Source organism: Streptomyces niphimycinicus (assembly GCF_018883605.1).
Taxonomy (GTDB): Bacteria; Actinomycetota; Actinomycetes; order Streptomycetales; family Streptomycetaceae; genus Streptomyces; species Streptomyces niphimycinicus.
The window spans coordinates 1-20,030 of record NZ_JAHLEM010000313.1 but is presented as its reverse complement, the minus strand read 5'-3'; the positions used below and the strand labels follow the sequence as shown (position 1 = coordinate 20,030).

15 protein-coding genes and 4 pseudogenes are annotated in these 20,030 nt (G+C 69.8%); 11 read left to right on the top strand and 8 right to left on the bottom strand.

Going from position 1 to position 20,030, the window contains the following annotated elements; genetic code table 11:
- Positions 1-9 precede the first annotated feature (9 nt).
- Positions 10-273: a hypothetical protein gene (locus KN815_RS26685; protein ID WP_216344454.1), complete on the bottom strand. Its 264-nt coding sequence runs from the start codon at positions 271-273 to the stop codon at positions 10-12.
- A gap of 519 nt (positions 274-792) precedes the next feature.
- On the opposite strand from KN815_RS26685, the gene KN815_RS26680 reads away from it, so the two are divergent.
- The 5 genes and pseudogenes from KN815_RS26680 to KN815_RS26660 form a co-directional block, all read left to right on the top strand.
- Positions 793-3,297: a SpoIIE family protein phosphatase gene (locus KN815_RS26680; RefSeq protein WP_443732331.1), complete on the top strand. Its 2,505-nt coding sequence runs from the start codon at positions 793-795 to the stop codon at positions 3,295-3,297.
- A complete protein-coding gene (locus KN815_RS26675) occupies positions 3,294-4,481 on the top strand; it encodes a sugar ABC transporter substrate-binding protein (protein WP_216344452.1) in 1,188 nt (395 codons plus the stop codon). The genes KN815_RS26680 and KN815_RS26675 overlap by 4 nt, the downstream gene beginning before the upstream one ends.
- Positions 4,482-4,493: 12 nt before the next feature.
- The gene (locus KN815_RS26670) at positions 4,494-5,276 is read left to right on the top strand and encodes an ATP-binding cassette domain-containing protein (RefSeq protein ID WP_216344451.1); all 783 of its coding nucleotides are present in this window, start codon (positions 4,494-4,496) and stop codon (positions 5,274-5,276) included.
- Between the two features lie 2 nt (positions 5,277-5,278).
- Complete coding sequence (locus KN815_RS26665; RefSeq protein ID WP_216344463.1) at positions 5,279-6,520, top strand: sugar ABC transporter permease; 1,242 nt, start codon at positions 5,279-5,281, stop codon at positions 6,518-6,520.
- A gap of 409 nt (positions 6,521-6,929) precedes the next feature.
- Positions 6,930-7,361, top strand: a pseudogene (locus KN815_RS26660) (hemerythrin domain-containing protein); the annotation flags it as partial.
- Between the two features lie 224 nt (positions 7,362-7,585).
- Here the strand turns inward: KN815_RS26660 and KN815_RS26655 are convergent.
- The 4 genes from KN815_RS26655 to rpmF all read right to left on the bottom strand — a co-directional run bounded on the left by KN815_RS26655 (position 7,586) and on the right by rpmF (position 11,906).
- Positions 7,586-8,605: an alpha/beta hydrolase gene (locus tag KN815_RS26655; RefSeq protein ID WP_216344450.1), complete on the bottom strand. Its 1,020-nt coding sequence runs from the start codon at positions 8,603-8,605 to the stop codon at positions 7,586-7,588.
- Between the two features lie 367 nt (positions 8,606-8,972).
- The gene (locus KN815_RS26650; protein WP_216344449.1) at positions 8,973-10,574 is read right to left on the bottom strand and encodes an ABC-F family ATP-binding cassette domain-containing protein; all 1,602 of its coding nucleotides are present in this window, start codon (positions 10,572-10,574) and stop codon (positions 8,973-8,975) included.
- A gap of 34 nt (positions 10,575-10,608) precedes the next feature.
- Positions 10,609-11,691: a radical SAM protein gene (locus KN815_RS26645; protein ID WP_216344448.1), complete on the bottom strand. Its 1,083-nt coding sequence runs from the start codon at positions 11,689-11,691 to the stop codon at positions 10,609-10,611.
- A 29-nt stretch (positions 11,692-11,720) separates the two neighbouring features.
- Positions 11,721-11,906, bottom strand: coding sequence for a 50S ribosomal protein L32 (rpmF, locus tag KN815_RS26640; RefSeq protein ID WP_216344447.1), 186 nt, complete (start codon positions 11,904-11,906; stop codon positions 11,721-11,723).
- A gap of 388 nt (positions 11,907-12,294) precedes the next feature.
- Between rpmF and KN815_RS51615 the strand changes: the two are divergent.
- Positions 12,295-12,441, top strand: a pseudogene (locus KN815_RS51615) (TetR family transcriptional regulator); the annotation flags it as partial.
- 54 nt (positions 12,442-12,495) lie between these two features.
- Positions 12,496-12,905: pseudogene (locus KN815_RS26630) on the top strand (transposase); the annotation flags it as partial.
- Between the two features lie 213 nt (positions 12,906-13,118).
- Here the strand turns inward: KN815_RS26630 and KN815_RS26625 are convergent.
- Positions 13,119-13,358, bottom strand: coding sequence for a DUF397 domain-containing protein (locus KN815_RS26625; protein WP_216344446.1), 240 nt, complete (start codon positions 13,356-13,358; stop codon positions 13,119-13,121).
- Positions 13,355-14,176, bottom strand: coding sequence for a helix-turn-helix domain-containing protein (locus KN815_RS26620; protein WP_216344445.1), 822 nt, complete (start codon positions 14,174-14,176; stop codon positions 13,355-13,357). The genes KN815_RS26625 and KN815_RS26620 overlap by 4 nt, the downstream gene beginning before the upstream one ends.
- Before the next feature lie 162 nt (positions 14,177-14,338).
- Between KN815_RS26620 and KN815_RS26615 the strand changes: the two genes are divergently transcribed.
- On the top strand, positions 14,339-14,710 hold the full coding sequence (locus KN815_RS26615; RefSeq protein WP_253209259.1) for an ATP-binding protein: 372 nt from the start codon (positions 14,339-14,341) through the stop codon (positions 14,708-14,710).
- Between the two features lie 472 nt (positions 14,711-15,182).
- On the opposite strand, the pseudogene KN815_RS26610 reads toward KN815_RS26615, so the two are convergent.
- Positions 15,183-15,419: pseudogene (locus tag KN815_RS26610) on the bottom strand (AAA family ATPase); the annotation flags it as partial.
- Positions 15,420-15,831: 412 nt separating this feature from the next.
- On the opposite strand from KN815_RS26610, the gene KN815_RS26605 reads away from it, so the two are divergent.
- The 3 genes from KN815_RS26605 to KN815_RS26595 all read left to right on the top strand — a co-directional run.
- Positions 15,832-16,971 carry an NHL repeat-containing protein gene (locus KN815_RS26605; RefSeq protein ID WP_253209258.1) on the top strand — a complete coding sequence of 380 codons (1,140 nt, stop codon included), beginning with the start codon at positions 15,832-15,834 and terminating at the stop codon, positions 16,969-16,971.
- Positions 16,972-17,203: 232 nt separating this feature from the next.
- Positions 17,204-18,385: a methyltransferase domain-containing protein gene (locus tag KN815_RS26600; RefSeq protein WP_216344443.1), complete on the top strand. Its 1,182-nt coding sequence runs from the start codon at positions 17,204-17,206 to the stop codon at positions 18,383-18,385.
- Between the two features lie 185 nt (positions 18,386-18,570).
- Positions 18,571-20,030 (top strand): phage holin family protein (locus KN815_RS26595; protein WP_216344442.1); only part of this gene is annotated, 1,460 nt, incomplete at its 3' end.

The window sequence follows — 20,030 nt, the reverse complement described above, 5'->3', positions numbered from 1 at the left end:
CCGACTCCTCTACTTGACCCAATAGCGGATGTTGCGGAACCGGGCCTCGGCCCGGCCGTTGCCGTGGTGATAGACGCCGTTCTTGAAGTGGCGGGTCGCCGGGCCCCGGTCGTCGACCGCCAGCACCAGTTTGTCGTCGGCGTAGACCATCGAGTATGTGAACGACGTCTGCGTCCATCCGTTCGGCGGTGACGCCGCGGCCTCCTTCGCCATGGCCGTCCCTCCGGACGCGACCCCCGCCGTCAGGATCTCCATGAATGGGGCGACGGCCATGGCCGTCCTGGTGTGTGGGGAGCGTCTGGCGCGTCTGGTGGTGCGTAACGCGGGCATATGTGCCCACCTCCGGTCCGTTCCGTTCCCTGGCTGGATCATGGTCTAGACCAAGAATCAAGGTAGGGCAAGGCTGACGGTGTGTCCATATCAATGAACGAAATTCACGACTGTGGGTCGACGGGGTCAGCTCCGCCGCAGTGCCTTCACCATGGCCGGCTCCCTGGTCACACCGCCGGCAAGCAGATCCCCCGGCTCCTGGCCGACGGCGAAACCGTGTCGCCCCGTAGCGGGCGAACGCCGTCGCGTACCGCCGATTCCGAGGGGAGATGGCCGGGTTCGGACCGCTGTGCCATGCTTTGAGGAGAGGCGCCAACCCTTTCGAGGGGGCGCGGCAGCGAAGGCCCCGCCGGTGGTCGTGACCGGTCGCCGCGCGAAGGCCGATCAAGGGCCCGGGTACGCCCCACAAGACCGGCGGTCCGCGCACGGAGGCGGTGCAGGCGTGCTGTGACCGGGCATGTGCTGACGTTCACGGGGACCGCGGTGGTGGCTGTCTATGTGCTGGACGCGGAAGGTACCGAGCTGCGGTTGGCCGAGACGGTGCGCAGCGCCGGGCGGCCGTACGCGCTGCCGGCTCGCTACGCGCTGTCCACGCGCTCGCCCGTCACCGACGCCTTCCGCGCCGGCCGCCCCCTGTGGCTGACCCCCGGCGAACTCGCCGCCTACGGACCCACCGGCCCCACCACTCCCGAAACCCCCACCACGCCCGGCGTCTCGCTGGGAGTGCTGCCGCTCGGCGGGGACGGCAAGGGGCTGGGGTGTCTGGTGGTGGTGGACGAGGCCCCCGGCGGCATCGACGCCGACCGCCGGGGCTTCATCGAGCTCTACGCCCACCATGTGGCCGCCGGGGTCGAGGCGGCCGGGCCGCAGGCGCTCACCCAGCCCCATCCCGACCTCCCCGGCCCCACCCTGGACCGGCTGCGGGTCGGCTCGTTCGTACTGCACCTCGGCACCGGGCGGATGACCGCCGACACCCAGGTGCTCGACCTCTTCGGCATCCCGGGGGAGGACTTCGACGGACGGGTGGAGACCCTGCTGGCGGTCACCGTCCCGGACGACGTGCCCGCCCTGATGTCGGCCCTGGAGCCCGACCTGCTGACCTCCGGCACCGCGCAGCTCGAATTCCGGATCCGTCGGCCCAACGGCGAGCTGCGTTGGCTGGGCCTGCGCGCCCGGGTCGAGACGGGGCCGGACGGCACGCCCCGGCGGATGCTCGGCGTGGTCGCGGAGACCTCGTATCTGCGGCCCCGCGCCGACGAGGTGTCCCTGGTGCAGCGGCTGTCCGCCGCCCTGGCCGGGGCCACGACCGTACGGGACGTGGGCCGGGCGGTGGTCGGCGCGCTGCGCGATCCGCTCGGGGCGGGCCGGATCGCGGTCGCCGAGGTGCAGGCCGATCAGCTCGTGGTCGGCGTCCTCGCGCCCGCCGAGCCCGCCGCCTGGCCCGAGGTGTGGCGGTCCGCCTGGCGGTCCGAATGGCCCGAGCCGCCGAGCCATGCCCTGCCCACGCTGGCCGAGGCGCTGCGGGAGGGCCAGGTCAGCATCTGGCCCGAAGGCGCCGACCTCGAACCCGGACTCGCCGGTATCGGCCCCGGCGGCCTCGCCGTCCTCCCGCTCCCGGCGGACGGCCGGATCGTCGGGGTGTGTCTGATCGGCTGGGAGCGGCGGCATGAGTTCGGCCCGGAGGAGCGCTCGCTGCTCACCGCCACCGCCGGACTGGTGGGGCAGGCCCTGGTGCGCGCCCACGCCCTGGATGCCGAGCACGAGCTGGCCACCATGCTCCAGCGCAGCCTGCTGCCCCGGAAGCTGCCGGAGCTGCCCGGCGGGGTGGCCGTCACCCGCTATCTGCCCGCGACCATGGGCCTGGAGGTGGGCGGCGACTGGTACGACGTGATCCCGCTGGCCGACGGCCATGTGGCCCTGGTCATCGGGGATGTGCAGGGCCACAGCGCCGCGGCCGCCACCATCATGGGCCAGATGCGCACCGCCATCCGGGCCTATGCCGTGGAGGGCCATCCGCCCGATGTGGTCGTGGCGCACGCCAACCGCCTGCTCGTCGGCATGGAGACCGACCTCTTCGCCACCTGCTGCTACGCCGACCTCGACATGGAGGAGGGCGAGGCGTGGTTCGTGCGGGCCGGACATATCCAGCCGCTGCTGCGCCACCCGGACGGCAGCACCGAGGAACTGGACGTCGAGGGCGGCCCGCCGCTGGGCGTGGTCGCCGACGCCGAGTTCCCGATGACCGCGGCCGGGCTGTCCTCCGGCACCCTGCTCGCCCTGGTCACCGACGGCCTGGTCGAATCCGCCCGGCTCGACCTGGACGACGGGGTGCGCCGGGCGCGCCAGGCGCTCGCCCGCGCCGACCCGGCCGACCCCGGAGGCGTGGCCGACGAGCTGCTCGGCGGGCACAGCCGCCGCGACGACGATGTGGCGCTGCTGTTGCTGCGCTTCGACGGGATGCGGGTGCGGCCCACCCGGGCGAGCTGGACGGTGTGGCGGCTGCCCGACGCCGTGATGCACGCCCGCCGCTTCACCGCGCGCACCCTGCGCAACTGGGGCCTGGCGGACGAGCTGGACGTAGCGCTGCTGGTCACCTCCGAGCTGGTCACCAACGCCCTGGTGCACACCCAGGGCGAGGTGCGGCTGAATCTGACGATGACCGCGGACCGGCTGCGGATCGCGGTGAACGACCCCTCGCCGCGCACCCCCGTGAAACCGGCCACCGTGGACTGGGAGGCGACCGGCGGGCGGGGGCTGCTGCTCATCGAGGCCATGTCGCAGACCTGGGGCTCGGTGCCGCTGAGCGGGGGCAAGCAGGTCTGGGGCGAGCTGTCCCTGTCGTCCCCGCGGGAGGAGCCCCCGAGCGGGCCGCCCCCCAAGGAGCCGCCGGAAGGACCGACCGACGCGGCTGACGAACCGCGGACGCGGGGGGCGAGGGGGAGGAGAGGGAGGAGGGCAAGGCGATGAGCCGCTCCCGTACGACCGCCCGGACGCGTGCCCCGACGCGCACCCGGGCGCGCACTCGCCTCCGCGCGGCCGTCGCCGTCGCGGCGGGCCTGGTCCTGGCCGTGTCCCTCGCCGCCTGCGGCAAGGCGGCCCAGGTCGGCGAGACGGTCGGCGCGACCGGGCCGCACCGCGGGCCGCTGCGGATCGGCGTGCTGCTCCCGGAGAACGAGATCGTCCGTTTCGAACGCTTCGACGCACCCCTGATCCAGCAGCGGGTCAAGCAGCTCTGTCCGCGCTGCACGGTGAGCTACTCCAGCGCCCAGCACGATCCGGTCTCCCAGCGCAACCAGATCGAAGCCATGATCACGAACGGGGTCGATGTGCTCATCCTGGACGCGGTCGACACCAGGGCCGTCCGCCACTCGGTGATCCAGGCCCGCCAGGCCAACGTCCCGGTCGTCGCCTACGACCGGCTCGCGGAGGGCCCCATCTCCGCCTACGTCTCCTTCGACGGCGCACGCGTCGGCCGGCTCCAGGGCGAGGCGCTGCTCAGGGCGCTGGGCCCGCACCCCGAGAACCGCCGGATCGTCATGATGAACGGCTCGTCGACCGACCCCAACGCGGGCTGGTTCGAACAGGGCGCGCGGTCCGTCCTGGAGGGCAAGGTCAAGATCGTCAAGTCGTACGAGACCGTCGGCTGGCGGCCGGAGAACGCCAACCGCAACATGTCCGCCGCCATCGCCGCCCTGGGCCCCCATGGCATCGACGGCGTCCTCGCCGCCAACGACGGCCTGGCCTCCGGTGTCATCACCGCCCTCAAGACGGCCCGGATCCATCCGCTGCCCCCGGTCACCGGCCAGGACGCCGAGCTGGCGGCCGTTCAGCGGATCATCCAGGGTGAGCAGTACATGAGCGTCTACAAGCCGTTCAAGCCCGAGGCGTACACCGCCGCGGAGATGGCCATCGCGCTGGGACACGGCACCTCGCTCCGCGGGATCACCAAGCACTGGGTCAACAACTCCACCACCCGGGGCATCCCCGCGGTGCTGCTCAAGCCGGCGGCCCTGACCGTGCACAACATCAGGAGCACCGTCATCAAGGACGGTCTGTATCGCGTCGATCAGATATGCACCAAGAAGTATGTGGATGACTGCCGCAGGGTCGGGCTCATCGGCCGGAACGGCTCATCGCACGACGCGGGATGAAGGGAGGAGCGGATGGCCCGACCGTCGGCCCCGCCCCTGCTGGCGCTGAGTGGCGTCTTCAAGCGCTTCGGCGCGGTCGAGGCGCTCAGGGACGTCGAGCTGGAGATCCACGCCGGTGAGGTCATCGCCCTGGTGGGTGACAACGGCGCTGGGAAGTCCACCCTGGTCAAGGTGATCGCGGGGGTCGAACCGGCCGACCTGGGCACCCTCGAATGGCGGGGCCGCCCCGTGCACATCGGCCGCCCGCACGACGCCCAGCATCTGGGGATCGCCACCGTCTACCAGGACCTCTCGCTCTGCGACAACCTCGATGTCGTCGGCAATCTCTTCCTCGGCCGGGAGATCACCCGGATCGGCGTCCTGGACGAGGTGGAGATGGAGCGCCGTACCCGCGATCTGCTGGCCACCCTCTCCATCCGCATCCCCGACGTCCGCAGGCCCGTCGCCGCCCTCTCCGGAGGCCAGCGGCAGACCGTCGCCATCTCCCGGGCGCTGCTCGGCGAGCCGCGCCTGGTCATGCTGGACGAGCCCACCGCCGCCCTCGGCATCGAGCAGACCGCCCAGGTCCTCGATCTGGTGGAACGGCTCCGCGAACGCGGCCTCGGGGTGCTGCTGATCAGCCACAACCTGGGCGATGTCAAGGCCGTCGCCGACTATGTCGCGGTGCTGCGCCTGGGCCGCAACAACGGGTTCTTCGACGTCACCACCACCTCCCAGGAGCAGATCGTCTCCTCCATCACCGGCGCCTCCGACAACGCGGTGACGCGGCGGGCGACGCGGGAGGGGGAGTTGTGAGCGTGCCCGGCGGGATCGGCGGACCCACCGCCCACGGTGCCGAACGCTTCGCCGACGCGTTCGGGCGCAAACTGGGCGGCGGAGCGCTCGGCTCCGTCCCGGTGGTGCTCGGACTGCTCGTCATCTGGCTGACCTTCCAGATCCTCAATCCCCACTTCCTCTCCCCGCGCAACCTCTCCAACCTCAGCGTGGACATCGTCGGCACCGGCATGATCGCGGTCGGCGTGATCTTCGTCCTGCTGATCGGCGAGATCGATCTGTCGGTGGGCTCGGTGAGCGGCCTGGCCTCCGCCCTGTTCGCCGTGTTGAGCGTCAACTACGGCATGCCCGAGCCACCCGCCATCGTCCTGGCCGCACTCTGCGGTACGGCGGTCGGCTTCGTCCACGGCTTCTTCACCGCCGTGGTCGGCGTCCCCGCGTTCGTGGTCACCCTCGCCGGACTGCTGGGGTGGTACGGCCTGATGCTCGCCATCATGGGCGCCTACGGCACCATCAACCTCGACGACCAGGGCCTGGTCGCCCAGCTCACCAACTTCTACTTCTCCAATGTCGCCGCCGCCTACGCCCTGGCGGCGCTCGGCACGGCCGCGTACTTCCTGACCGCCTGGCGGGACGTCACCCGCCGCCGCGCCGCCGGAGTGCCCTTCCGCTCCCCGGCCGAGATCTTCCTGCGCACCGGGCTGCTCGCGGTGATCGCCTTCGCAGCCGCGTATGTGCTCAACCAGTTCCAGGGTCTGCCGCTCGCCCTCCTGATCTTCCTGGTCGTCCTCGTCATCCTCGACTACGTCCTGCGCCGCACGGCCTACGGGCGCATGATCTTCGCCCTGGGCGGCGGGGTCGAGGCCGCCCGCCGCGCCGGGGTCAATGTGGCCTGGGTGCGGATCTCGGCATTCATGATGTCGAGCACGATGGCCGCCATCGGCGGCCTGTTCCTGGCCTCCCGCATCAACTCGGTCAGCCAGACATCGGTCTCCACCGACCTGCTGATGAACGCCATCGCCGCGGCCGTCATCGGCGGCACCAGCCTCTTCGGCGGCCGGGGCAGCACCTGGTCCGCCCTGCTGGGTGTCCTGGTCATCCAGTCGATCGCCTCGGGCGTGGCGCTCATGGACATCCAGACCGCCGTCCAATTCATGATCACCGGCGGGGTGCTGCTGCTCGCCGTCGTCGTCGACACCCTGTCCCGCCGCGCGCAATGGGGCACCCGCCCGGGCCTGGTGTTCCGGCGCGACCATTCGCACTAACTAGTCCAAGGGCAGATGAGGCCGTAGCCCACTGCTGGCATCTCCATTCAGTCGGATCCGCTCCCACGCTGCCGGCAGGCGGCCAGAGCCAGCAGCTCCACGACCGCCGAGTGGGCGTTGGCCAGCGGGAAACCCACCTGCCCTCACATCCCGGGCGAGGCGCCGGGGTGGGGAAATGGCCATGTCCACAAGGGCTGCGGCATACGTACCTCCAGGCCCCCCTTACGGGCATAGGCCGGGAGGGGGACGGCGTGCCTGGGGGAGGTGTCCCCCGATCGGGGCCGGGGGCGGGACACGGCCGGGCCACCGCCCGTAGTCCGATCCTTGTGCGGGACGGTGGTGATCGCAGGGCCGAGGAGGTGAGTACGGTGCGGTTCCCGCGCGCGTGGCGCCGGTTCTGCGCCCTGGGATGTGTTGTCTGTGTGCTTGCACCCTCCCCCGAGGGGCGACGATTCCCCAGGAGAGGTGCTGTGTCGCGATGGAACCCGGTGGCGATGCGATCACGGAGCTCGCGGCCGATCACCGTGAGCTGGAGGATCTGTTCTCGCAGATCGAGTTGCAGCCGGTCGACCACCCCCGGCGGCGGGAGCTCGCGGACCGGCTGACCGCGGAACTGGTCCGGCACACCGTCGCCGAGGAACCGCACCTCTACCCCGCCGTGCGCAAACACATACCGCACGGTGCGGCCATGGCGGACAAGGAACTCGCCGATCACACCAGAGCCGAGGCCATGCTCAAGGACCTCGAAGACCTGAGCGTCGACGACCCGCGGTTCAACGACACGATCGCGAAGCTGAAACTCGAGGTCGCCTCCCACGTGCGCGAGGAAGAACACGAACTGTTCCCGAAACTCGCAGCCACCCACCCGCCCAGCCGCAGCGGAGCGATCTCTTTCACCAACGCGCGGAAGTCGTCGGCCTCGAGCCAACTGCCTCTCGGAATCGCGTTCTTCATCCGGCAGACGGTAGCGATCTTTCCCGGCGGAGGCGTCATGAGGAGTGAGCCTTTGCTGGCTCCGCCGTGTCCTCGCGCGCTGACCCTATCCGCGAATTGGACAGTGGCGGGTCAAGCTGCTTCGCGGACCTCTCGGCTCAGCAGACGGCAGAGCCAACGGAAGCGGGTCCGGCGGGCGTCCCGGGAGACTTCAGCGTGTGGCGCCAGTTGGTCGAATCCGTGGAAGCCGCCTGACCATATGTGCAGTTCAGCATCTCCGCCGGCTTGCCAGATGCGCGTCGCGTACTGGATGCATTCGTCGCGAAAGGTCTCTGCTGCACCGGCGTCGACATAGGCGGGCGGCAACTGGGACAGGTCCGCTGCCCGGGCGGCCGCGGCATAGTACGAGACCTGCGAGCTTTCCCGGTCCTTGCCGAGAAGAGCGGTCCAGCCCAGGCTATTGGCACGGCGGTCCCACACGCCCAGTCCGGTCATCTGGCGTGCTGAGGGACTGTCGTTGCGGTCGTCGAGCATGGGACACATCAGCAACTGGCCAAGGATGCCGGGACCCTTTCGGTCGCGGGCCATCAGGGCCAAAGCGGCCGTGAGTCCTCCGCCGGCGCTGCCGCCGACGGCGATGACACGTTGGCGGTCCACGCTGAGTGTGCCGGCGTGGCGGGCGAGCCACAACAACCCGGCGTAGCAGTCCTCGATCGCCGCTGGGTACGGGTGCTCAGGTGCCAGTCGATAGCCGACGGATACGACCGCCAGCTCGAGGGGCTCGGCCCACTCGTGGAGGATTGTCTGCATTCCGGTGCGGTTGGATCCACCGATCATGCCTCCGCCGTGCATGTGGTAGATGACCGGCGCTTGTTGGCATAGGCCGGTGGGGCGTGCGAAGAGGAGTGAGACGTCCGGTGCTCCGTCCGGACCGGGGGCGAGGAACTCTTGGATCTCGAACCTGCCGTGGTCGTGCAGTTCCTTGAGTGAAGGGTCTTTCGTGGTGAGTTGTGCACGCCATCGGGGGATGTCGTCAGCCGACGTCGGCGCGTTCTCCTGGGGCGCACCCAGGTTCTCCAGCTCCGCGTTGAGTTCGGGGGCGAAGGGCACGGGTGGGGCCGTGAGCTGCGTCTGATTTCGGTTGCTGTTCATACGTCTTTCTTCCTCTCGATGTGTTCGCCGAAGATCTTGGAGTAGAGCGGACAATGCCGTGACCCAGGTACAACGTCGTGGCTGAAGAACGGTCGATCGGTTGGCTGCCGCAGAGGGTTTTGATGCCGAGCACCGCCAGGTCACCCGGCCGTATCTGACATTCACCGAACTCGCCGTGGAAGATGGCGGAGCCCCCGCAGATGAAGACGAGGCGCCGTAGGAGTACGCTACGGGCGCCACGGCACCGGTGAGCGTGTGATGGCGCGCATGGATCGGCGGACAACGGCGTGCGAAGGAGGAGACGGGTCAGTCATGTGAGGACCCGCCTCCTGGCTCCCTTGTCGTAATGCCCGATCCAGGACGACGGTCAGATGCCCAGGTCTCGGCGCTGATGCATCCGTCCGTTTCTGTCGAGCTCGATGATGGTGTCGACGCCGATCCGTTCGAGGAACGCGAAGTCGTGGCTGACGATGAGGAGCGCTCCGCGGTACGCGTCGAGGGCTTCGGCGAGTTGCTCGACGCTGGCGATGTCGAGATTGTTCGTCGGCTCGTCCAGGATCAGCATCTGGGCAGGCGGCGCGGCCAGGAGAAGCCGGGCGAGCGAGACCCGGAATCGCTCCCCGCCGGAGAGTGTGCGGACGGGACGGTCCACGCTGTCACCGCGAAGGAGAAGCCGGGCGAGCTGATTGCGGATGGTGCCAGCCGACGTGCTTGGGGCGACAGCCTGCACGTTCTCCATCGCGCTGGCATCGTCATCGAGTCCATCGAGGCGTTGCGGGAGGAAACCGATGAGTTCGGTGACAAGGCGGCCGTGCGGTCGCCCCGGAGTCGGCTCGACACGCTGAACGAGCTGTTCGATCAGGGTCGACTTCCCGGCACCGTTCGCGCCGACGAGCGCCACCCGTTCCGGGCCCTGTATTACGACGGTTCGGTCCTCATCCTCCAGTTCCGCCAGCCGTCGTCCGCGTGGGACGTCCGGATCGGGCAGGACGAGATGGATGTGCTCCTCGTCGCGGACACGTGCGTCCGCGACGTCGACGGCGGCCTGAGCGGCTTGGACCTTGTTGTCGAGAGTGGAGCGCAGTGATCCTGCGGATGCCTGAGCCTTGCTGGCGCGGTTGCCGGCGAGGATCTTCGGGATGCCGCCGTCCTTCTGGGTCTTCTTCCCTGTCCGCTCACGGCGCGCCAGCTTCGTCTCCGCCTCGATGCGTTGCCGTTTCTCGACCTTGAGCGCTTGCTGAGCCGAGCGTGCGGCCTGCGCCGCAGCCGCCTGCTCCTGCTCCTGGTGCTCCTTCCACGCGCTGTACGGGCCGCCGAACGTGTCCAGGGTGCCGCCGTAGAGCTCGGTGGTGTTGTCCATGTGCTCCAGCAGTTCGAGATCGTGACTCACGACGACGAGTGTCCCGGGCCACTGGTCGGCGAACTCGGCAACTTTGGCGCGCGTGGCGCGGTCGAGGTTGTTAGTGGGCTCGTCGAGCAGTGTGATCGGGGTGCGACGGATGCGCAGCCCGGTGATCGCGATGAGCATTCCCTCTCCACCGGAGACCTCGGCCACGCGGCGGCCGAGGTCTGCGGCGGAGAACCCGATCTGATGCAGCGCTTCGTCGGCACGGGACTCGATATCCCAGTCGTCACCGACCGCATCGAAGTGGCGTTGGTCGACATCGCCGGACTCGATCGCCTTCATCGCGTCGAGGATCCCGTGGATGCCGAGCAGCTCGGCGATGGTGGTTTTCTTTCGCAGGGTGAGCGTCTGCGGCAGGTAGCCGACCTCGCCCACGGTGTCGATCTGCCCGGCAGTCGGCTGCAGGTCACCGGCGATGAGCCGGAACAGGGTGGACTTGCCGGCGCCGTTGCGGCCGATCAGCCCGGTTCGACCGGCAGTGAAGGTGCCGTTGACACCGGCGAGCGCGACGGTGCCGTCGGGCCACTCGAAGGTCACATCGCGCAGTGCGATGGCGGACTTCATAGACATAGGCAGTGCTTCTCTCTTCTCTCACCCATCAGCCAACGGGCGTGACGGGGATCAGTTCTGTGTCGGCTGGGGCAACCCCCGGGGAAGGCGTGGCGAAAAACCTCGCGTGCAATTGCCCGCAGGCGGCTTCGATGCCCGTACCGAACTGGCGCCGCCTGGTCGCGTGCACACCGCGCTCGGTGAGCCCGCGCACGAACTCGTCCACGCGGGTCGAGGACGGTGCGCGATACTCCGGCGCTGCCCCGGCCGCCTCGTTGTAGCGGATGACACTGACGTGGAACAGCTCAGTTCTGGAGCGCTGGTGGACCAGCTCGACGAGGGCAGCGCGGTGGTCGTCGCTGTCATTGACGCCGGCAATGAGCAGATAGGCCAGGTAGACCTTGCGACGGCTCTTGACAGCGTGCCGGTCGAGGATGTCAAGGCTCTGCGCGAGCGGGAACGTCTCCTCGAGCGGGACGATCCGCGCACGCTCCCCTGGGAACGGCGAGTGCACCGAGAGCGTGATCGTCACCTGCGGGTGCTCATTCACGAGGCGTGCAAGATTCGGTGCGAACCCGACCGTGGAGACCGTGACCCGTCGCGCGGACATGCCGGCGTAGGAGGCGTCGGTCAGCAGCGTCAGCGCGTCGAACACATGCGGGTTGGCAAGCGCCTCACCCATGCCCATGAACGCGACGCTGGCCGGCCTCGGCAGGCCCGCGCGCATCCAACGTGGATGCATCACCTGCGCGACGATCTCGTCCGCCGTGAGGTTGCGGATCAGGCCGACCGCCCCAGTGGCGCAGAAGGTGCAGCCCAGACCGCATCCGGCCTGCGACGAGATGCACATGGAGTCCCATCCGGCTCGATAGTGCGAGACGACGGTCTCGATCCGCGCTCCGCTGTCCGATGCGAACAGCACCTTCTCGACCTGCTCGTCCCGTTGCACCTCCAGCGGAGTCAGCGGGTGCAACCGCGGCCCGAACCGCTCCGCGAGCTCACCGCGAAGGCGCGCCGGGAGGGCATGGACGTTGGCGAAGGTCTCGGCCGTCGAGCTCCGCCACGCAGTGATGAGCTGGTGAAACCGGAACGCGGGCACGCCCGTCTGCGCGAGATGATCGCGAATGCGCATCCAACGGCTCCTTGCGGTCAGGACGGTGCTCATGCGTCACCACCCGTAGGAGGCACGACCTCACGCCCCCGGTAGAAGCCGCAGTGCTGGCAGGCGCGATGCGGAAGCGTGGCCTTGCCGCAGGCGGGATTCGTGCAGGCGGTGAGGGCCGGAGCGCCGGCCTTCCAGTGCGCTCGGCGATGACGAGTACGGGAACGCGAGGTGCGATGTTGCATGGCAATGCCCTTCGTGAACGGGTTGTGTGAGCCAGCGGAACTGGCAGGACAACCGACCACGGGGCCGTGTGTCGATGCGGCGAGAGGTGCGAGCGGAACCGGCAAAGAGCCACGCTCCTACGGCATGGGAGCCGCTACCCGAATGCCGGGCAGGAGGAGGTTGCATACCAAGCAGGTCGTAATCGCGCGTTCGCAGTCATGCACCCGGGACCAAGGTCGGTGCGATGCGAACGTGCCGGCGAGATTCACGCGGCGGTGTCGACGCCCGGGAAGGGCGGACTCACGCGCGTGCGTTGAGAATCGATCGTTCACTGATGTGGACGACGCCCACACGAGTGAAAGCCACCGGCAGTTCGGTGGCTAGATTTTGTCTACCTCAATCAGTCCCATGCCCGCCATCCTATCAGCCTTGCGTTGCCGGTCGGTATGCAGCCGTATCCGTCAGTGGCGCTCGCTGACCGTGGAAGACATCACCGAGCGTGCCGACGTGGGCCGCGCCACCTTCTGCAGCCACTTCCGCGACCGGGAAGACCTGTTCGCCCGGGTGACCGCCGACCTGCTTGAAGAACTCGCCGAGCGACTGCAGCCCGTCGTCTCCGACAGCACCCCCACCGCAGGCGACGGATCTCTGCAGTTCCTGGAGGTCCGCCACCGTGCCCACGCCCGCGTTGAGGACCGCATCCGCTGCGGCAGGACCACCGGCTTCGGCCGCCTCCCCTCCCGCCACTTCGGCATCAACGCCGTGTGGCTGGAGCTGTCGCTGACCGCGATCGACCTGCTCGCCTGGACCCGCACCCTGCTGCTGGGCGGCGAACTCGCCGACGCCGAACCGAAGAAACTCCGCTACCGGCTACCGGCTACCGGCTACCGCACGCCGCCGCCCGCATCACCCGAGCAGCCCGCCGCATCCACCTGCGGATCGCCGCAACCTGGCCCTGGCGCCACGAACTGACCACCGCGTTCGCCCGTCTGACGGCCTTGCCCCGGCCTGCCACCTGAGCGGCGAACCGCCCCGTCCGCCCACGACCCGAGGAACACGGAGCACCCGGCCCGCGCGCCGGGCCCCCGCCATGCCCACCCGCCCAGAACCATCGCCAACGCGATCAAGCCAGCTCAGTCGACCCCAACCGAAACGCGGAGGTTAGCGGACCGTCTCCGTGCCCGACACGGGAGGGACCGGCCCTGGCCGGTCCCTCCGCCCGACGGCTCTTCTCAAGCCCTCGCGAAGGTCAGGAAGTCGGCCCAGGCGGTAGCGGGTATGCGGAGGCGGGGGCCGTCGGGGTTCTTGGAGTCCCGTATGTGGACGGTGGTGGGGGTGGTGGCGACCTCGACGCACTCGCCGCCGGTGTTGTCGCTGTAGCTCGACTTGTGCCAGTCGTAGGCGACCTCGATGCACTCGCCGCCGCCCGAGTCGCTGTAGCTGCTCTTGAACCACAACAGGTCGTCGCTCATCTCTCACCCATCAACTGCTCGATGAAGCACACGGATTCGTCTGGCCTGAGTGCCTGAGTCCGGATCATCGCATAGCGGCGAGTGAGTGCAGCCACCTTGTCCGGCTTGGAGACCAAGATGCTCTCGCCATGGCTTTCCGTGTAGACCAGGGAAGTGTCCTCAGGGGTCTCGATCACCGTGAACGGACCGCGCAGACCGGCGTGCTCAGCCTGATTCATTGGCATGACCTGGATACTCACACCGGGGCGGGCTGCGCACTCGACGAGGTGCTCGTACTGGTGGCTCATGACTTCCGGGCCGCCAATTTGCCGCCGTAGCGCAGCCTCTTCGAGGATGACGTGGATCAGTGCCCTCGGCTTACGATCGAAGATCGCCTTGCGGTCTAGACGACCTTGCACGAGCTGTTCGAGCTCTGCATCTTCGAAGGGCGGGTAGTTGCACGCGAGGAGCGCCCGGATGTAGCCCTCTGTCTGCAAAAGTCCGTGGATCACCTGGGTGCAGTACGACGCAATGCTCAGGGCTTCCTGCTCCAACTGAACGAAACCCTGGAAGTACACGGGATATCGCTCAAGCCGCAAGTACTTGATCGCGGAACGAAGCAACCCGCCCGCGTCCAGTGCCTTCTCGGCCGCGTCGATGAACTCGTCCGTCGGCGGCTTGGCGCATGTCTCCACGGCGCTCACCGCCGACCCCGTGTAGTTCATGAGCGCGCCGAGCTCGTCCTGGGTCAGTCCCGCCCGCTCGCGCAGAAGCCGCAGGACAGCGGCGAAGTACTGCACGGTCGGCGGAGCGGAGTCCTTCTTCTTCGACTGGGCCACGCGGGCCACCCCCGCAACATCGGTCAACGCCAATCAACCTGCGTTCGACCAGAGTTGTCGGTCGCCGCAGTCGACGCTCTGTTACTGGTGAAGGTAGCCGCCTGCACTGACAGTGGGAGCATGAACGCGGAAAGTCACGATGTAAACCCGCTCCATGGCTGGATGCAGAGGTTTACACCCGTCCCCCCGTCCGTCCCCCATGCCCGCCGCGCCGCCGACGCCGCCCTCCGCGCCTGGGGCCTGGACCGGGGCTCGGCCGCCCTCGTCCTGCTCGTCCTCTCCGAGCTGGCGACGAACGCGGTCTGCCATGGACGCGTACCGGGACGGTACTTCGAGGTGCGTATCGCATATGACGCAGAGAAATTGGTCGGGGTAGAGGTGTCCGACCCGCGTGAGGGCTGCCCCGCCCTGGCGGACCCGACCCCGGACGACGAGTCCGGACGCGGCCTGGCGATCGTGGACACGCTCGCCGACGCATGGGGTGTCCGTGAGCGCATCGTAGGCAAAACCGTCTGGGCCCGAATCCGCCTCTAGCGGCACCCGCCCGGGCGCGCCGCCGTCTCGCGCCTTCGGCGCAATTGAGCATGAGTCGGGGGTGCCGGGCCGGGGGCCGCGTCGCCGGCCGCCGGGCAGGTGGGGGCGAGGGTGAGTGGCGGCATCCGGGCTCGCGGACCGGGAACGTTCCGGACTGCGGGCCGAACGGCCGGTCCAGCGACACACTCGGTCCGGGCGTCCTCCGGGTACCCCTCCAGAAATTGCTTGATCTGGCGCAACTAATATGTCAAGCAATCTCAAAAGGGCACCCCACCCCCCGGCTGTCCGGGGTCGGCCCGAGCCCCGATGGACGCAAGCCGCCACCGAGCCCCACCTCCCACTGCCCCGGCGGTCGGCGACGCGGCCCGCGCCCCCCACCTGCCGCCCCCATGCTCAAATGCGCCGAAGGCGCGAAACGGCGCGGCAGACGACCGACGACCCCAACCCAACCCGCCCCGGCCCCACCGCGTGCTCAACCCAAGACATGCCGCAAATAGCTCTGCGGATCGGCGAGATAACGGCGCCAGTGGTCGACCAGCTCCAGCTCGCCCCACCCCGCCCGCCGCATCCCATGCTCGCCCACTTCCACGATCTCCGCACCGGGCAGCGCCGTCAGCAGCGGCGAATGCGTCGCGCAGATGACCTGCCCGCCGTTCTTCACCAACTCATTCATATGGCCCAGGAGTTCGAGACACGAGGTGAGTGCGAGCCGCTGGCCACCGTCCTGCTCGGGCACGGCCCGTCGGGTGCGGCGTTCGAGCCCATGACGGTCTGCCTGTTTGAACTGCTGGACGCCCACGCGCCCCGGGGCGCATGGGCGTCGCGTCCATGATGTGGATGGTCGCGGGCGAGGAACTCGGCGTCGCCGCCGGGACCGTAACCGCCGGAGCGCCGGCCCAGCAGGCGGGTGCCTGGCCGACCCTCCTCCTCGCAGCGGCACCCGCCGACCGGCCCGTGCCGTCGTGCGCGAAATGACCGGAGCGGGAACCGGCCGAGTCGCGCATCTGGCCCTGTCCGACGTGCGCTGCGTCTTTGAGTCCGATTATGTGACAGGTGACAACTCTCTGTGACCGTCGTTGGGCCGCGGGACGGCCGTGCGGCGCTGAGGAGGTATGACCCTGATGAGGCTTGTTTCCGCTTCGCGTCTCGCGGTGGCGGCTGTGGCCGCGGTGACGGCGATCATGACGGTGGGTCAGACGGCAGCATCCGCCGGGCCGGCGGATGGGGACGGGAAACCGTTCCTCGGGCCGCTGCACACCGTCTCGACCGTCGCATCGACGGTTCCGGCCAACGGCGACCTGAATCCGTACGGCACCGCCCTGGTCAAGAAGAGCGTCGGTGACCTGCGGCGCGGCAATGTGCTGGTCAGCAATTTCAACAACGCCGCGAACGAGCAGGGCACGGGGACCACTCTGGTGCAGATCAGCCCCCGGGGCACGGCCACGCTGTTCGCCGAGATCGACCCGCAGAACCTGCCAGGACCGTGCCCGGGGGGCGTGGGGCTGACCACCGCACTGTCCATCCTGCCGGGCGGCTGGGTGGTGGTGGGCAGTCTGCCCACGGCCGACGGCACATCCGCCACGGCGCAGGCCGGGTGTCTGCTCGTGCTGGACAGCCATGGAAAGGTCCGGGAGACCTTCAGCGGCCAGGGGATCAATGGCCCCTGGGACATGACCGCGAAAAGCAGCGGTGACAAGACCGATCTGTTCGTCACCAACGTGCTCAACGGCACGGTGGCCGGCGGCGGCGATATCGTGCGGCGGGGCACCGTGCTGCGGATCACCCTGCGCACCCACGACAACCGGCCGCCGACCCGGACCGCCACGACCGTGATCGGTTCGGGTTTCGCCCAGAAGACCGACCCGGCGGCTCTCGTGATCGGGCCGACGGGGGTCGGCCTGCGGGACGGGACGCTCTATGTGGCGGACACCGTCGACAACCGCATCACCGCGATCCCGGACGCGCTGACCCGGCGTACCAGTGCCGGTATCGGCCGCGTGGTCAGCACCGACCAGCACCTCAACGGCCCGCTCGGGCTGGCGATCACCCCGAAGGGCAACATCCTCACCGTCAACAGCGGCGACGGCAACATCGTGGAGACCACCCCGCGTGGTGCCCAGGTGGCCGTGCGCACGCTCGACACCAGCGGTACCCCGCCGGGAGCGGGCGCACTGTTCGGCCTCGCGATCGCCGAGAACCCCGACCGCGTCTACTTCGTCGACGACGCGACCAACACGCTGAACCTGCTGAGCCGGCCCTGAACCGCTGACCCGGGGCCGATCCGGACGGCCCCGGCGCCCCAGGAACACCCGGGGGCGCCGGGGCCCGCGCCCCCCACCTGCCGCCCCCATGCTCAAATGCGCCAAAGGCGCGAAACGGCGCCGCAGCCGGCAAACGACCCCGACCCTCACCCGGGCTCGGCCGGACCTCTAGGGGTTCGCTCTATCGTGAGCGCGCTGCTCGGCCGGATGACCATGAAGAGACGGTGACCGCATGACGTTCGAGGGCATCGCGCGGCCCGGGCGGGCCGCATTGGGGCAGGTGCTTCTTGACGCGGGGGTGATGGGGGAGGACTGGGCGCCGACCTTCGCCGCCGTTGACCGGGCCGCGTTCTTGCCGGAGCTGATGTGGCCGTTCGACACGCGGGCACAGGGAGCCGTCGCGATCGACAAGGCCGAGCACCCCAACGCCTGGTACGCCGCCGCCGACAGCGACGCGCCCATCGTGACGCAGTGGGACGACGGCGAGCACACGGGCCCCGAGCCGGGGCGGGTGTCCACCAGCTCATCGTCCATGCCCTCTGTCGTCTACGGCTTGCTGCGGGATCTGGCCGTGGACGAGGGCATGGCCGTGCTCGATGTGGGCACCGGCACGGGCGAGACCGCCGGGGCGCTGGCGCATCGCTGTGGCGGCCGTAAGGTCACCACGGTCGAGGTGGACCCCGCCGTGTCGCGTCACGCACGGCAGCGGCTGGCCGCGGCCGGGCTGCGGCCGGAGGCCGTGCTCGGCGACGGCGGTAAGGGCTGTGCGGGCAGCGCGCCGTATGACCGGGTCCTGGCCACCGTCGGCGTTCGGGAGATCCCGGGGGCATGGATCGAGCAGACGCGGCCCGGGGGCGTGATCATCGCCCCCTGGGGCACGCACTACACCCATGCGGACGCCGTCGCCCGGCTGGTGGTGCGTGGGGACGGCACGGCGTCCGGGCGTTTCACCCGGCCCGTCGAGTTCATGAAGCTGCGCGGCCAGCGGCTGTCGCTGCCGCCGCACCATGCCTACGTCCCGGCCGAGGGAGAGGGCGGCGCCGACACCTCGGCCACCGGCATTCCCGAGGGGGAGTTCATCACCCCGCCGTACGCCGCCCTCCCCTTCGCGCTGGGTCTCCGGGTACGGCATTGCGTCCAGGTGGTGGCGGCCCCGCACGATGGCGCGCGCCCCGTGTGGCTCTACGGGCTGACCGACCGTTCCTGGGCGTGCGTCGTGTTCCGCGAGGGGGAGGCTCAGGCGCGCGTCTGGCAGGCGGGGGAGCGTCGGCTGTGGGACGAGGTCGAGGCCGCGTACGGGTGGTGGGTCGGCCAGGGCAGGCCGGAGCACAGCCGTTTCGGCCTCACGGTCGGGCCGGGCCCCGCCGGTCAGCGGGTGTGGCTGGACGATCCGGCCGACTCCTGGTCCGCGTAGAGCCGATTCCTGGTCCCCGTAGAGCGGGGTGCGGCGACGCGCTCCTGGCCAACTCATGGGCTGCCGTAAGTGGAATCGATCCGTCCTGGTAACCCTCCGTCCGCCGGGTCGCGGGGGCACTGTGCCACGCTTGAAGCCGGTTCGCGCGCATGGTGCGGGCCGGTGACGTGAAGTGAGGCCGCGGCGTGCAGAAGCCCCGATGGAAGACCGTGGGGGGAACCCTGCTGCGGGTGACGGCGGTGTGGGCGGTGGCCACGCTCACGATGCTGGCGCTCGCCGGGATCCTCCCCGACTTCAGCCTGAAGTCAAATGGCGGTGACAGCGCGACGCAGATCGCGATCACGGCGGCCATCGGCGCCGGAGCCTTCGGTGTGCTCAGCGCGCTGGTGTGGCCGCTGCTCGTACGGGCGTTGCTGCTGATGCCCGCGCTGGTGCTGGGGCTGCTGGTGTTCGTGCTCAACGGCTCGATGCTGTTGATCGCGATCAGCCTGATCCCGGACGGGCGCGGCGCCGTCGAGCCGGAGACCGCCATCGTGGTCGCGGCCGTGATGTCCGCCGCGTCGTCGGCGACGAGCACCTTCCTGGCCGTGCGGGACGACGGGGCGTACCGGCGGCGGCTGGCCCGGCTGGCCGGGCGGCGCAGGCGGCGGCTCGGTGAGGACGGCGGGTGCGAAGAGCCCCCGGGAACGGTGTTCCTCCAGCTCGACGGGGTGGGGCACGCGGTGCTGCGGGAGGCGCTGCGGGAGCGCGACAACCGGCCCCCGGTGATGCCCACCGTCGCGCGCCTGATCCGGACCACCCACAAGGTCACGCCGTGGCGCACCGACTGGTCCAGCCAGACCGGCGCCAGCCAACTCGGCATCCTGCACGGCTCCAACGAGGATGTGCCCGCCTTCCGCTGGTACGAGAAGAAGAGCGGGGAGGTGATGGTGAGCAACCGGCCGACCAGCGCGGCGGTGCTCCAGCGCCGCGCGGCCGCCCGGGCCGGACACGACGGGCTCCTTACGGTGGACGGGGCGAGCCGGGGCAATCTGTTCACCGGCGGCGCCGATCAGCTTGCCCTGGTCCTCTCGGTCGCGGCGCGACGCGGTCCGCACAACCGCTCCCGCTCCGGATACTTCGCGTACTTCGCCGACCCCGCCAACGCGACCCGCACCGCCGTGTCGTTCCTCGCCGAGGTCGTCCGGGAGATCTGCCAGTCCGCGCGCGCCAAGCTGCGCCGCGAGACGCCCCGGGTCAAGCGGGGCGGGCTGTATCCGTTCATCCGCGCGTTCGCCACCGTCGTGGAGCGGGACGTCGTGGTGACGGCGGTGATGGGGGACATCCTCTCCGGCCGTACCGCGATCTACGCCGACCTGGTGGCGTACGACGAGGTGGCCCACCACTCGGGGCCGCGCAGCCGGGACGCCCGGCAGGTGCTCGCCCGGCTCGACCGCTCCATCGCGCTGATCGCCAAGGTCGCCGACCGCGCCCCGCGCGACTACCGCATCGTGCTGCTGTCCGACCACGGGCAGAGCCCCGGCGAGACCTTCGCGGGGGCGTACGGGCTGACGCTGGAGGGCCTGGTGCGGGTCGGCTGCGGGCTGCCCGTACCGCGCCGGGGCGGGCGGACCCCGAGCGGGGCGGAGGCGCGCGAGGCGGGGCG